At 43.9% G+C, this 13,262-nt stretch carries 12 protein-coding genes; 4 read left to right on the forward strand and 8 right to left on the reverse strand.

Features of this window, described 5'->3' with window-relative positions; all coding sequences use genetic code 11:
- The first annotated feature begins 10 nt into the window (after positions 1-10).
- The 4 genes from BMZ54_RS10055 to BMZ54_RS10070 all read left to right on the forward strand — a co-directional run bounded on the left by BMZ54_RS10055 (position 11) and on the right by BMZ54_RS10070 (position 5,610).
- A complete protein-coding gene (locus BMZ54_RS10055) occupies positions 11-1,405 on the forward strand; it encodes a sialate O-acetylesterase (protein WP_089910076.1) in 1,395 nt (464 codons plus the stop codon).
- Between the two features lie 75 nt (positions 1,406-1,480).
- Complete coding sequence (locus BMZ54_RS10060) at positions 1,481-1,813, forward strand: PadR family transcriptional regulator (RefSeq protein WP_089910079.1); 333 nt, start codon at positions 1,481-1,483, stop codon at positions 1,811-1,813.
- A 1-nt stretch (position 1,814) separates the two neighbouring features.
- The gene (locus tag BMZ54_RS10065) at positions 1,815-4,463 is read left to right on the forward strand and encodes an ABC transporter permease (RefSeq protein WP_238386543.1); all 2,649 of its coding nucleotides are present in this window, start codon (positions 1,815-1,817) and stop codon (positions 4,461-4,463) included.
- 223 nt (positions 4,464-4,686) lie between these two features.
- Positions 4,687-5,610, forward strand: a complete 924-nt coding sequence (locus BMZ54_RS10070) for an alpha/beta fold hydrolase (RefSeq protein WP_202909200.1) — start codon at positions 4,687-4,689, stop codon at positions 5,608-5,610.
- Between the two features lie 122 nt (positions 5,611-5,732).
- Here the strand turns inward: BMZ54_RS10070 and BMZ54_RS10075 are convergent, their stop codons facing one another.
- From BMZ54_RS10075 to BMZ54_RS32735, 8 genes are all read right to left on the reverse strand, one after another.
- Positions 5,733-6,341: an SUKH-4 family immunity protein gene (locus BMZ54_RS10075; protein WP_089910083.1), complete on the reverse strand. Its 609-nt coding sequence runs from the start codon at positions 6,339-6,341 to the stop codon at positions 5,733-5,735.
- Between the two features lie 142 nt (positions 6,342-6,483).
- The gene (locus BMZ54_RS10080; protein ID WP_089910085.1) at positions 6,484-7,221 is read right to left on the reverse strand and encodes an SDR family oxidoreductase; all 738 of its coding nucleotides are present in this window, start codon (positions 7,219-7,221) and stop codon (positions 6,484-6,486) included.
- Positions 7,222-7,301: 80 nt separating this feature from the next.
- Positions 7,302-8,165: an AraC family transcriptional regulator gene (locus BMZ54_RS10085; RefSeq protein ID WP_089910088.1), complete on the reverse strand. Its 864-nt coding sequence runs from the start codon at positions 8,163-8,165 to the stop codon at positions 7,302-7,304.
- A 420-nt stretch (positions 8,166-8,585) separates the two neighbouring features.
- On the reverse strand, positions 8,586-10,649 hold the full coding sequence (locus BMZ54_RS10090; RefSeq protein WP_089910091.1) for a copper-translocating P-type ATPase: 2,064 nt from the start codon (positions 10,647-10,649) through the stop codon (positions 8,586-8,588).
- A gap of 94 nt (positions 10,650-10,743) precedes the next feature.
- Complete coding sequence (locus tag BMZ54_RS10095; RefSeq protein WP_089910096.1) at positions 10,744-11,232, reverse strand: DUF305 domain-containing protein; 489 nt, start codon at positions 11,230-11,232, stop codon at positions 10,744-10,746.
- 40 nt (positions 11,233-11,272) lie between these two features.
- Positions 11,273-11,737 carry a heme-binding domain-containing protein gene (locus tag BMZ54_RS10100; RefSeq protein WP_089910101.1) on the reverse strand — a complete coding sequence of 155 codons (465 nt, stop codon included), beginning with the start codon at positions 11,735-11,737 and terminating at the stop codon, positions 11,273-11,275.
- 6 nt (positions 11,738-11,743) lie between these two features.
- Entirely contained in the window at positions 11,744-12,328 is a 585-nt protein-coding gene (locus tag BMZ54_RS10105; RefSeq protein WP_089910104.1) for a DUF3347 domain-containing protein, read from the reverse strand.
- A 250-nt stretch (positions 12,329-12,578) separates the two neighbouring features.
- On the reverse strand, positions 12,579-13,034 hold the full coding sequence (locus BMZ54_RS32735) for an HYC_CC_PP family protein (protein ID WP_143080959.1): 456 nt from the start codon (positions 13,032-13,034) through the stop codon (positions 12,579-12,581).
- Between the last annotated feature and the right edge of the window lie 228 nt (positions 13,035-13,262).

Below are 13,262 nucleotides of genomic sequence, written 5' to 3' on the forward strand. Positions count from 1 at the left end.
ATAGAGGAATATGCGTGGAATAGTTATCACAGCGCTGCTGTGCATGGCGCTTTCCGGCTACGGTAATATCCGTTTGCCCCGGATCATCAGCAGCAACATGGTATTGCAGCAGCACGACAGTGTAAGGATCTGGGGATGGGCAGACCCTTATGAAGAAGTGACCGTAACGCCCTCCTGGAGCCGGCAAACATACAAGGCCACCGGCTCCCGCGATGCGCGCTGGGAGCTGAAGGTGGCAACGCCTGCCGCCGGTGGTCCGCATACCATCATTATAAAAGGGAAAAACACCATTGTATTGAATAATGTAATGATTGGTGAAGTCTGGATCTGTTCCGGACAAAGTAATATGGAAATGAGCGCAGAAAAGGGCCTGCAGGATGTGAAAAAAGAGCTGCCTTCCGCTCACCTCAACAACATCCGTTTCTTTCATATCCCAAAAACAACCGCCCCATACCCGCAGGATGATTGTAGCGGACAGTGGGCTGCCTGCGACAGTATTACGCTGCAGGCATTCAGCGCCGTGGGGTATTTTTTCGGCAAACGTTTAAGTAGGGAGCTCAATGTTCCCGTTGGTCTAATCGCCGCCAGCTGGGGCGGCACCGCGGCCGAAGTATGGACTCCGGACGGCATTGTAAACAACGATCCTGTATTAAAACAGGCAGCAACCAAAATAGTCCCCAGTGGGATGTGCCCCAATCAGCCCGGTTATGCATTTAATGCTATGATAGCGCCGGTAACCCCTTATACTATTGCCGGCGCCATCTGGTACCAGGGAGAGAACAATACCGGCGCAGCCGGCACCTATAAACAGTTGTTCACGGCCATGATAGACAGTTGGCGGGCGGCCTGGAAAAAGGACTTTCCTTTTTACTTTGTGCAGATCGCCCCTTTCAGGTACCAGGTAAAAAACACCGGCGCCCTGTTGCAGGAAGCGCAGCTGCAAAGCGCAACGCATCATAAAACCGGAATGGTGGTAATTACCGACCTGGTGGCCGATACCAACAATGTTCACCCCGCCAACAAACATGATGTAGGGCTTCGTTTAGCCAATTTTGCGCTGGCAGATACTTATCACCGGCAGGGAATCCCCTTTCAAAGTCCGGTTTTTAGTAGCATGCGGATCCAGGGAAACAAGGCCATCATAACTTTCGATCATGCGGATAAAGGATTGGTAATAAAAGGAACAACCGCCACAGAGTGGATGATTGCCGGTGATGATAAAATATTCTATCCGGCTGAAGTGGCGATACACCGGCATACGGTGACGGTATGGAGCAAAATGGTGAAAGCTCCTGTAGCCGTGCGTTACGGCTTCAGGGATGCAGCAATGGGCAACACTTTCAGCCGCGAAGGGCTCCCTCTTGCACCGTTCCGTACGGATAACTGGGAAGTAGGAACGAAATGATTTATCCATTTATTTAATCACTTTTTGTATGTATAATAAATCATTTTACATACATTTACGTAATTAATAACTGAGATGAAGGGTTCAAATCTTGGAGAATTCGAAGAGCTGGTGCTGCTTACCATTGCTGCGTTGATGGATGAAGCATACAGTGTAGCGATATGCGACGAACTTTCGCGTCACACAGAGCGTTCGGTGAAACTTGGTGTGGTGCATGCGGTGCTCAACCGTCTTGAAGAGAAGGGGCTTGTAAAAAGTCAGCTGGGGGAAGCAACGAAGACCCGTGGTGGCAAACGTAAAAGATTTTATGAGCTCACTATGCAGGGAAAGGAAGCATTGATCCGCGCCAAGTCGATGCGCGATCAGCTGTGGAATATGATACCGTCGCTTATCTGGAAAAATTTGTAGCATGAAAGAGCAGCGGCAGCACCATCCTCCTTCCTGGGCACAGCGGTTTATAGAGTGGTATTGTAAGCCCGGACTGGTAGAGGATCTTATCGGGGACCTCAATGAATACTTCGAGCGGAATGTACAGACTATCGGGCCACGTCGCGCGAAGCTGATCTACGTTATTGACGCCTTCAAGTTCTTGAGAAGCTATACAGTACGAAAACCCATACTTGTTAACTTTTTTATCAACAGGATCATGATTGGAAGCTACATCAAAACGTCCTCGCGCAACTTAATGCGCAACAAGCTATTCTCCTCCATCAACATCATTGGCCTTGCGATCAGTATGTCCGTTGGGTTACTGCTCATTGCTTTTGTGCTCGATATGCGCTCGTACGACCGGTTCAATAGGAACGGTAAGCGGATCTATCGCATCACCAACATAGCAACGTTCAAGGGTGAGCAGGGCGGTAAGTATGCGACAACATCCATAAAAACAGGAAAGCTTATCCGGGAGAAAATAAAGGGCATTGAAGAAGTGGCTATTATGCGCAGTAACTTTTCCCAGGATGCGCAGGTTGGCGATAATATTCTTCCTATCAAAGGCTTCTGGGCGGAACCATCCCTGTTCAGGATCTTTACATTCCCGATGCTGGAGGGCAATCCCGCTACGGCATTAAAAGATCCTTACTCGATCGTTCTTACAGAGACTGCTGCCAGAAAACTCTTCGGCAGCCAGGATGCGCTTGGCCGGATGATCAGGTTCGATACGCTTAATTACCAGGTGACTGGTGTAATGAAGGATGTTCCCTTCTTTTCGCACATCAGCTTCGAAGCCCTGGTATCGCTGTCAACGGCCGAACAGCTTAACAGGAACGATAAGAACTTCGAAGAATGGACCAACATGTGGTCGAACTTCGTGTACCTGCTGCCGTCGGAAAATGCCGACATGGCTTCCATCCGGTCGCAGCTCAACGCAATTGCAAAGGAGGAAAATCTGGCCGAAAAAGATACTAAGATCCAACTGGGGCTTCTTCCTTTATATAACATCGTGGTGGGAGAGAATCTCCGTCAATCCGAGGGTGGCCCTGGTTCCCTGGGCCCACACATGTCTCCGGTTGTGCTTTGGATACTCGGTGGCCTTGCATTCATTGTGATATTGTCTGCCTGTTTCAACTATACCAATCTTTCGATCGCGCGTGCCATGCGCCGCTTAAAGGAAATAGGCCTTCGCAAAGCTATCGGTGCCGGGAAGAGCCAGGTACGGCAACAGTTCCTGGTGGAGGCGATCATGATCTCCATGATAGCCCTTCTTCTTTCATTCTTCCTGTTCCTCGTATTGCGGCCGCAGCTGATAAACCTGGCTCCGGAGATGCAACGCACCGTGAAGCTGGAGCTCACTCCGGCTATGGTTGTATCCTTCATCGGTTTTTCGGTCACCGTAGGTGTTATTGCCGGCTTCATGCCCGCAATATTCTTTTCGAAGGTCAGCGCCATCAATGCGCTCAGGAATGTGTCGTCGGTGAAAGCATTCAGACATGTAACACTCAGGCGTGCTTTGGTGGTAATTCAATACACGGCCACGCTGATCTTTATAACAACAACTGCTGTTGGCTATGTGCAGTATAAAAATATCCTTTCATTCGACCTGGGATTCGATACAGAGAACATTCTGAACATTTATATGGAGGGTAATAAACCCGATGTGCTGCTTAATGAGCTGAGAGAAATGCCGCAGGTAACTGCACTATCCCGGTCGTTCATTGTTACGGGCGTTGGGAATTACTGGGGCGGCAATATGAAATACAAAGATTCGCATGACTCTGCCCTGGTTATGACCAACCACGTGGACGAAAACTATTTACCGCTGCATGGCTATAAACTTGTTGCCGGCGGAAATTTTATTTCACGGCCTGCTACAGCCGAAGCAGTCAGCGAGGTGATTGTTAACGAGCAGGTGCTGAAGCGATTCAACATAGGTTCCGGCAACCCCCGGAAAGCAATCGGAGAGCAGATCATATTGAATGGACGCAAATTGACTATTGTTGGAGTAATGCAGGACTTTCACTATGGCAAGATCGATAACCTCATAGGGCCGGTAGCATTCACGTTCTGGACACAGGAAGACGGGGCAATCATCAATGCTAAGATACAAAGTGATGATATGCCGGCAACCCTAGCCAGGATTGAATCTGCATGGAAGAAGATTGATCCTGTTCATCCATTTAACGCTGAATTCTATGACAAAGCAATAGAAGATGCATACAGCGAATTTTCTACCATGATCAAGATCATCGGCTTCCTTTCACTACTTGCCATTTCTATCGCGTCAATGGGATTATTCGGAATGGTGGTATTTACGACCGAGACAAGACTAAAAGAGATCAGCATCCGGAAAGTGATGGGCGCCAGCTTCGGCAACCTTGTATACTTACTGGGCCGTAATTTTATTGTGTTGCTGTCGATATCGGCATTCATTGCACTACCTGTAACTTACCTTTTCTTCGAAAACGTTGTGCTCACCAATTTTCCATATCACACACCTGTGCAGGTCACCGAGCTGTTTGCCGGCTTGCTGGCGGTATTACTGATCGCAATTATTATGATCGGGTCGCAGACGATGAAGGCGGCGAGGAGTAATCCTGTGGAGGTACTAAAGAGTGAATAGGGTGGCTGAGTAAACAGGACGGCATAGAAAAAGACCAGGCCTAAACGGGCCTGGCCTTTTCTTTTAGTGGCAGCATTGTTTTCTCTTTTTTGGTAACTCCGGCTGCTACTGCTTAAAGTAATTATTGTGAACCTTATGGTACAAAACCCGAACCTTTTTATGCCGGGCCTGCAAAAATTAGCAGGTATTTTGTAGGGAAAATGCTTACTTAAAAAGCTTTATTATGTCAGCAGTTAAGTCAAAGTTGATGGATGAGCAGCCGGTGAAGTTTATTGAGACCGGCGCACTACGAATTGCATATCTTGAATACGGTCCGGGCAATGGATGGCCCGTGATATTGTCGCATGGATTTCCTTACGATGCGCACGCTTTTGATGAAGTCGCATTGATCCTTGCACAGGCAGGTTCAAGAGTCATAGTTCCATACACCCGGGGATTTGGCCCGACTCAATTCATTTCCCCGCACACCATGCGTAACGGACAGCAGGCCGCCCGTGGCGCGGATATCATTCAGCTTTCCGACGCCCTGGGCCTGGTGGGGCCAATATTAGGCGGTTTTGACTGGGGAGGCAATGCTTCCTGCGTAGCAGCGGCACTGTGGCCGGAAAAAGTTGCAGGCCTGGTATCCTATGCGAGTTACGACGTGATAGATATAGAGCAGCAAAAACATACTTTTGCACCATCACTTGAACGCGTCTGTTGGTATCAGCATCTTTTCCAGTCCGAACGCGGGCGTGAATGTCTGACAGAACATCGCTATGAAATTGGCAGGATGCTATGGAACGAATGGTCGCCTGGCTGGCAGTTTGACGAAGCATTATACGCCCGTACGGCTGCCGCTTTCGAAAATCCGGACTTCGTGGATGTTGTTATACATTGTTACCGGTTCATGCATGGCTTAGAGCCAGGCGAACCTACCCTACAACCGCTTGAAGACCTTTTGGCCCAAAAGCCTAAGATAAAGGCGCCTACAGTGACGATCGATGGTGCAAAAGATCCGCTTAAGCCGGGCGGAACATCGGATCATTCCGGCTTGTTCGTTGGGTTGCATGAACATATTGTTGTTGATACGGGACACAACGTGCCGCAGGAACTCCCTGGTGTATTCGCTGATGCGATCATAAAAGTTCATGGTTGGTTGTGTTAATGATTGTTTATGCGGCTATTGTGTAAAAATTTTCACGCTTTAGGCTATTAACTACCATACCATGAACGCAATAAACTAATTACAATAGTTTTAACCATTAGCCAAATGTACACGCGTCTACTTTAAAGCAGGTCATCCTCTACCTGTTCCAGTATTATGCTCCACCAATTATTTTCATCCTGAATAGCGGCGGCGTCGTTTTGTTTAAAGAACTGCTTCATGGCTTTAAACTCCCTTTTCTGATCAAATTTTTCCTTCCTGGGGGCTGGTGGAGCTGCTGTTCTATTCTTCATTTCCTGCAACCGTTTTAGCATTTCATCACGGGAATAGGTGGCAACAGGTAGATCTACAGCTGATTTACGCTCCTGGTATTGCTTATAATACTGTAAAAAAGTTAAAAAGGCCGGAAGGTCAGTGTTGATAAATACCGGCGGCGTTCCTTTTTCAGTATGGATGCTAAAAACAGCTCCGGAACGTTCTTCTAAGACAATAATGCTGACGTGCTCCCATTCGTATCCTATTTGCCAATAGATCTTTCCGTTAGCCCGAAATTCCTGCAAGCTACCTGGGAGATGGATGCCCAGCGCAATTTCTTTCGATGCTGCAGGCAATCCGTTTTCTTCCAGCCAGGTTTTTGTTGCGGCTGGCAGCTGTGCATTGCTCAGCTGTGCATCAGTAAAGGTAATTACCCCCTGCTTGTATAAATCCTGTAATTGTTCTTTGTTGATCATAATACACTGGTATGGGCATTTAAATAATGCTTATCTCCATATTCAAAATTATGGATTACATTGGCATTTGGGTGCCTGCCGGCTAAATAATTCGCAATCGGCATCTATGCTTATCAATCAATGTTAGACGGTTCAGTCTTTATTACCAGGGCACTTCTCCCGTTTCAGGATTATTTTCTTCACTAAAGAATTTTCCGGTTGGTCCATCTTTGTCAATCAAAGCATATTTTACAATTCGCTTTCCGGCAACTTCCACACTTCCTGGCCCACGATGACCATTGAAATCCGTCTTTGTATATCCCGGGCAAACAGCGTTTATTTTGAAGTTGCTATCCCTTAGCTCGTATGCCAAAACAACTGTATACATATTCATTGCTGATTTTGAAGAAAGATAAACAGCTCCTTTGTAGTCGTAATATTTGTATGAAGGATCGCTGTGCAAAGTAATTGAACCTTGACTTGAACTTACATTTACAATACGGGGTTGAGAAGATTTTTTCAATAGATCAATAAATGCCTGTGTAACTCTTACGACCCCGTAAACATTTGCATCGTATGCTGTTTTGAACTGCTCTATGGTTGAATCAAGTGCAGCTTGTGGATAGCCACCATAAATGCCAGCGTTATTGATAAGTATGTCTAACGTTTTTGTTTTCCTGCCGATCTCTGTACGGGCATTTTTTACAGATCCATCATCTGTAATGTCAAGCTGAATAGCCTCTACATTGCTTAGTCCTTCTGCCAATAATTTATTCATGGCTGCTATGCCGTTTTCTAAATTGCGGCTGCCGAGGTAAACATAAATCCCTTTTTGAGCAAGTTGCCGTGCAACTTCAAAGCCAATGCTTTTGTTAGCTCCTGTTACTAATGCTGATTTCATTTTTTTTTTGTTTAAATTAATGAAGCAAAAGTAGATAGCTGAAAAACAGAGGAGATGGACAAATCAATTTATTACCTTGACTAATCTTGCCGGGCTTTTAAAAACTCACTTACGCTTTTTCCTGTACATTTTTTGAAAAATCTTGAAAAGTAATCAGGGTCATTAAAGCCCAATTCGTAAGCTAATTCTTTTACAGAAAGGGGAGAGTACTGTAATTTTCGCTGTGCTTCAATCATTAAGCGGTTAGTAAAAAAGTCTTTTGGCGAAACTCCCGAATATTCTTTTACAATCCGGTATAAGCTGTTTGGGGTTAATGCCAATTTTTCGGCTATTGCATTTACAGAAGGTTGCTCCGTAAGATGGGTTTCCACCACTAATTTGAATTCAATAAACTTTGATAGATTGGTATTTAGAATATTTATTGGTGCTGTGTTTTTGAAATAAGCACTATTCAATTCTGTTAATAGTGAGCTCAGGTAAGATAATACTATTTCTGTGTCGGTCGGATGTTCGTCTATGTGAAGTATTTGATTTAAAATTTCAAAAACTTTTCTCACTCTCTCCCTTGTAGCATTGGCAAAAATTATAGTCTGTGAGTTTAAAGGATTAACTAAAAAAGGAAATTGTTGTGGCAGCAATGCTAATGTGTTTTCATCAAATAATACTTTGAAGTATTTAAGGTTAGCTGTTTTAGGTGGAGGGATAAAAACCTGGTTAGGCATTGCAAAAAGCAAATGTCCATCAGTAAGCGTGATGTCTTGTAAATCCAAATTGTATGTAATAGATCCGCTGTCAACCAACACTATAAAATAAGAAGAGAGCTTTCGGGGTTGTAGGATCTTTTGCTCGATATCAGCAGAAGGATAAGGATTATTGTTTGAAACAATCTTTATACTCAACTTGTCGTTTTGTACGCTCTCAAATTTTTCGTTTGTCTCTTGCATATTGTCTTAGATTGTTCAGATGAGCAGCCGGATTTAAAGTTACATACAACTTACAACAAATTACACAAATATATTAACTGTTTTTGTATATGAATACCAGGCCTGTAAGCCGGACCGGAGAGCTGCCCGGCCGGAAGACCTGGCAACCGTAAGCCGCGTGACAGGTGTGCGCCAGTGTCGGCATAAGGCGCGGCTGCATGGAGCGCAGCGGAACGCTGCCATAGCCGGCGCCTGGCGCGCGGCTTACCTGCCGGGAGACCGCTTTATCCGCAGTTGAGAGGCCGTGGTGTTGTTGAGAATTGGATCTGCCCAATAGTAGCAATGCGGATGAACGGAATGCGACGCAAGAATGTTTAATAGAGATCCTGCCGCTGGATTTATAACATTAACTTTGCCCCGCGTTCACTTATTTGCGGGCATTTAGCTTTTTACCTTTAACAGTTTAGCATTAATTGCCACCACTATAGTGCTTACACTCATCAGGATAGCGCCCATTGCAGGGCTTAACATAAACGCCGGGTATAATATTCCTGCAGCCAATGGAATAGCCACTACGTTATACCCAACGGCCCATATTAAATTCTGTACCATTTTACGATATGTAGCCCTGCCAAAGGAAATCATTTGAACCACATCTTTTGGATCGCTGTTCACTAATATGATGTCGGCGGTTTCGGCGGCAACATCCGTACCGGAGCCCACGGCTATACCAACATCTGCCTGCGCTAAGGCCGGTGCATCATTTACTCCATCGCCGGTCATTGCTACAATCTCGCCTCTATCCTGAAACTCTTTGACCTTGTTTTGCTTTTCATGCGGCAGCACATTGGCTAAGTATCCGTCCATATGCAGCTTTTGGGCTACTGATGCAGCTACTTTCTCATTATCACCAGTTAACAAAAAGGATTTGATGTTCATTTGTTTTAATGCAGCAATAGCGTCAGCAGCTGTTTCTCTTATACCATCTGCCAGCGTAATGATGCCAACAGGAATGTCGTCTATCAGTACAAAGTTTACGGTATCTGTTGACTGATCTATTTCAGCGGGGATAGTGGGTATGTCTTTCCTTTCCTGTTTAAAATAGTTAGGCCCGGCTGCCACCACTTTCTTTCCGTTTACGGTACCACTTACACCAATACCCTGCATATATTGAAAGCCGGTGGATTGCCATAAGGTTAGGTTTTTATCTTTCAGTCTGCGCATTATACCCCCGGCAATATGGTGCTCAGAATTTTGTTGAATAGCGGCCGTATACTGTAATAATTCATCTGCAGTATATTGATCGTTTAATGGAATGATCTGCTGTACTTCATATGAACCTTTCGTAAGGGTACCTGTTTTATCGAAAATAATGGTGGTTAAATTCCTGGCATTTTCAAAAGCTGTACGGTTACGAATTAGTAAGCCCTGCATTGCCGATAAAGTAGTAGATACGGCAATGACAAGCGGTATAGCAACACCCAAAGCATGTGGACAGGAGGTTACCATTACGGTAACCATCCGTTCCAAAGCAAAGGAAAGCTCATGCCCGGCGGTTAACCACACTATAAATGTAATGACCCCTACACTAATGGAAACAATGGTTAACCACATAGCTACCTTGCCTGCCAGGTTCTGAGTGTTGGATTTGACGCCCTGTGCTGATTGTACCATTGTAACAACCTTATTGAGATAGCTATCATTACCGGCACCGGTAACCCTGATCTTTAAAACACCATCGCCGTTTACGGAACCTCCAATGACCTTTGCCTCTTTCCCTTTTTTAACAGGCAGGCTTTCACCGGTGAGCATACTTTCATTTACTCTGGAGCTGCCTTCCAATATCTGTCCGTCTGCCGGGATCTTTTCACCGGGTTTTACAATGATCACATCATTCGTTTGTAATTCCTTTAAAGGAATATCTCTCACTTCGGCATTACGTTCGACATGAACAATAGCGGGTAACAGGGCTACCAGCGATTCCAGCGCCCGGGAGGCGGCCATTTGTGATTTCATTTCAAGCCAGTGCCCCAGCAGCATAATATCAATCAGCGTGGCTAATTCCCAAAAGAAATCCATACCCTGTAATCCAAACACCACAGCTACGCTGTATACATAGGCAGTAGTGATAGCCACGGCCACCAATGTCATCATACCAGGGTTCCGGTATTTTAGCTCTCTTGTTAACCCTACCAGGAACGGCCAGCCGCCATACACATAAATAAAGCTGCTGAGTGCCAGCAGTACATATTTATCGCCTGGAAAAGTAAATGTAAATCCCATCCATTGCTGGATCATATGTGATAGTAGCAGTACAGGAATAGTTAATGCCACGCATAGCCAAAAGCGTTTTAAAAAGTCGGCCGTATGGTGGCCGGCGTGCTCATTATGGCTGCTTGTGTGATCCTGCGCTTTGTGATGAGTGTGTTGGTCTGTTTTCGTAGCAGCAGGCGCATGCTCCTGGTGATGCTCATGCTGTTCGTGTTGGCTATGTATGTGTTCCATACGTTCGTTTTTAGTATTTGAACTTAATGTATTATTCTCACACCTATTAAGGGCTTCCTGTGGCTGGTGTGTATACTTTTTTTGTTGTATTGAATCACTTCTTATCCATCTCCTTTAATTTGGCTTTCATAAACTCTATTTCCTTTTGTTGGGATGAAATAATATCGTTAGCAAGTTGCTTTATCTCAGGATCGCTTATTTCTGTTTCTTTAACCATAAGGATGGCCGATGCATGGTGCGGGATCATTGATTTTAGAAATTGCCGTTCGGAAACAGCGGTTTGATTCCTGATAAATAAGAAGCACATTATTAATACTATGCAGCTTATTAAAATAATGAAAAGGTTAAGTTTCCTATTCTTATACATACTACCCATTAGAGCTAGCTCAATAATTGCCATAGGAGCTGCCATAAGGCCTGCCATGTAAAACTGATTAATATTAGGTATAACATTGGCCAGCCTATCAACCATTGAATACATAAGTATGTACATGGCTATATAGGAGAGTATCACCATCAATAATAGCTTTTTATATTGCATGGTGTTTGCATTGCCCGTTTTATTTGTGTGATGCATTTCCATTTTTTATACGTTTTATTGTTTTTTAAATAATACGTTTTACTTATTTATCTGTCGAAAGCCTGGTTTTTGCTGTATTAACCCAATCAAGTAGAATCCTTTTGTCAGCGGGTGAAAGCGCTGCATTTTTATGGATTAATGTATAGGCGGGCAAGGGCATTGTACGGTCATTAATGCTGTTTTCGATTGACTGTAATTTGTTTTGTTGCCTGCGCCTGGAATAATTTCCAAATTCACTGAAATTAAGCGCTGCCTTCCCTTTTCTTATATGTGATGCCAACCACCAGCCAACAGGTTGGATATTGGAATACCATGGATAGGTGGTGTTGTTGCTATGACAGTCAAAACAGGATTTTTGCAAAATAACTTGTACATCACCTGACAGGCTATAAATCCTTGATATATCTGTTGGTGATAGCTGCCCGCTTTTGTTGCGGGCAGGCTGTATAAATTGAATTGCAACGAACACAGCAAATAACACCAGCAGCCATTTCTTTGTTCGGCTCATATCTGTTTACTTTAGTTCTTCCTTTACAGATCCACATGTGGGCATTGACTTACCTAAATAAGGATTAGCAATTTCTTTTGTTTCGCTTATCCAATCTGCCCCCTTATTATTATTGTACATTAGGCAATGGTCGTAATACAATGTTACTCCTCCGCCAATTGTTTTTGCCAATTGATATATATCCTTGCTTAGCATATCAAAATGTTCACGCTGATGTTTGATGTTGCTGCCGTTTTTTCCAATGTGCTCTGCATGTTCCCTGGCATCGTCTTCAATGTCTTCATAAGTTGCCTTCTGTTTCGTTGTTAGTGCAGATTTGTCGAACTTTTCAAATGCCTCTACCATGGTATTACCCGCAGTTGCGGCACCGTTTCCATCATCATTCGCCAGTGCATTTTTCATATCCAGATAGCCGTTGATGATCCCGTTAACCGAAGATGAAGGTTTGGTATTTATAGCTTGTTGTTCTGCGCTATTGGATGCAGGCGTTGGTTGAGCAGCGTCATTAGTGGTATTTGGCTGCTTATTGCCACTATTGCAGGCTATTAGAAATGTGAAGGTGATTGCCGCTATTAAAATAATATATTTCATGTTTGTTTCTTTTTGGTATGATGAATAAACGGTCTATAGAAGGTGAACCTAGGTCTAAAGGCTCATCTTCACATGGAACGATATAAAGAGAAAGTTATTTAATGGTGTCACTTACTTTACCACAGGTAAGTATTTGACTACCGAAGTATGGGTTCTTAATATTTGGTTTCATCTTAATTGATTTAATGTTTAGGGAAAAAAATTTCAGGCATGAGTAATAAACCCATGCAAATCAAAACATTAAACCAAATCAAATCTGGAAACTCTGAATAGCCACGCGAATGTCCGATATGGGAGGATGGTAACTTCGGACAAAGTATTTAATATTTGTAGTTGCTTCAAAAGCAGCTAAAATATTTATGTTATAAAATGAGTAGACAAATGAGGTAAAGAATATGGGGTTAATTGCAGTATTTAAAGACTGAGGTACTGATTTGTCAAGCTGGGAGAATTTTGTCACCGGGTCATTACAGCAATTGTCTTTTTTATCTTTTGAATGATGATGGCCGCCTGCAACATCATGATGATGGGATTTATCATGATGATGAGAATGATGATGATCTATTACTTCCGTTTCTTCATGATGATCAGCAATGTTAAGGCCTAAGTTCATTCCGACAGAACAGGCAAAGCCAACAACCATATTGAGCGAGAATATGATCAACAGCAATGATGCCTTTAACTGTATGGATGTATTTCTTTTCATCAAACGTTGAGCAAAAGTACTATTTTCTGATATGATATAACAATTTGATAACCATAAAGGTAATATTCAGAGCATTTCGCAAGTTGCATAATTATGGAAAAAATTTATATAATTACCAGTTTGCCAGCATAGGTAAACTGGACAGGAAAGCCGCGTAAATCGTGCGATTTATGCGGCTTTGTAAGTTTTTAAGATCCTTGTGGCGAACCCATTGGTACAAAACCCGAA

Source organism: Chitinophaga rupis (assembly GCF_900109685.1).
In the GTDB taxonomy this organism is placed as follows: domain Bacteria; phylum Bacteroidota; class Bacteroidia; order Chitinophagales; family Chitinophagaceae; genus Chitinophaga; species Chitinophaga rupis.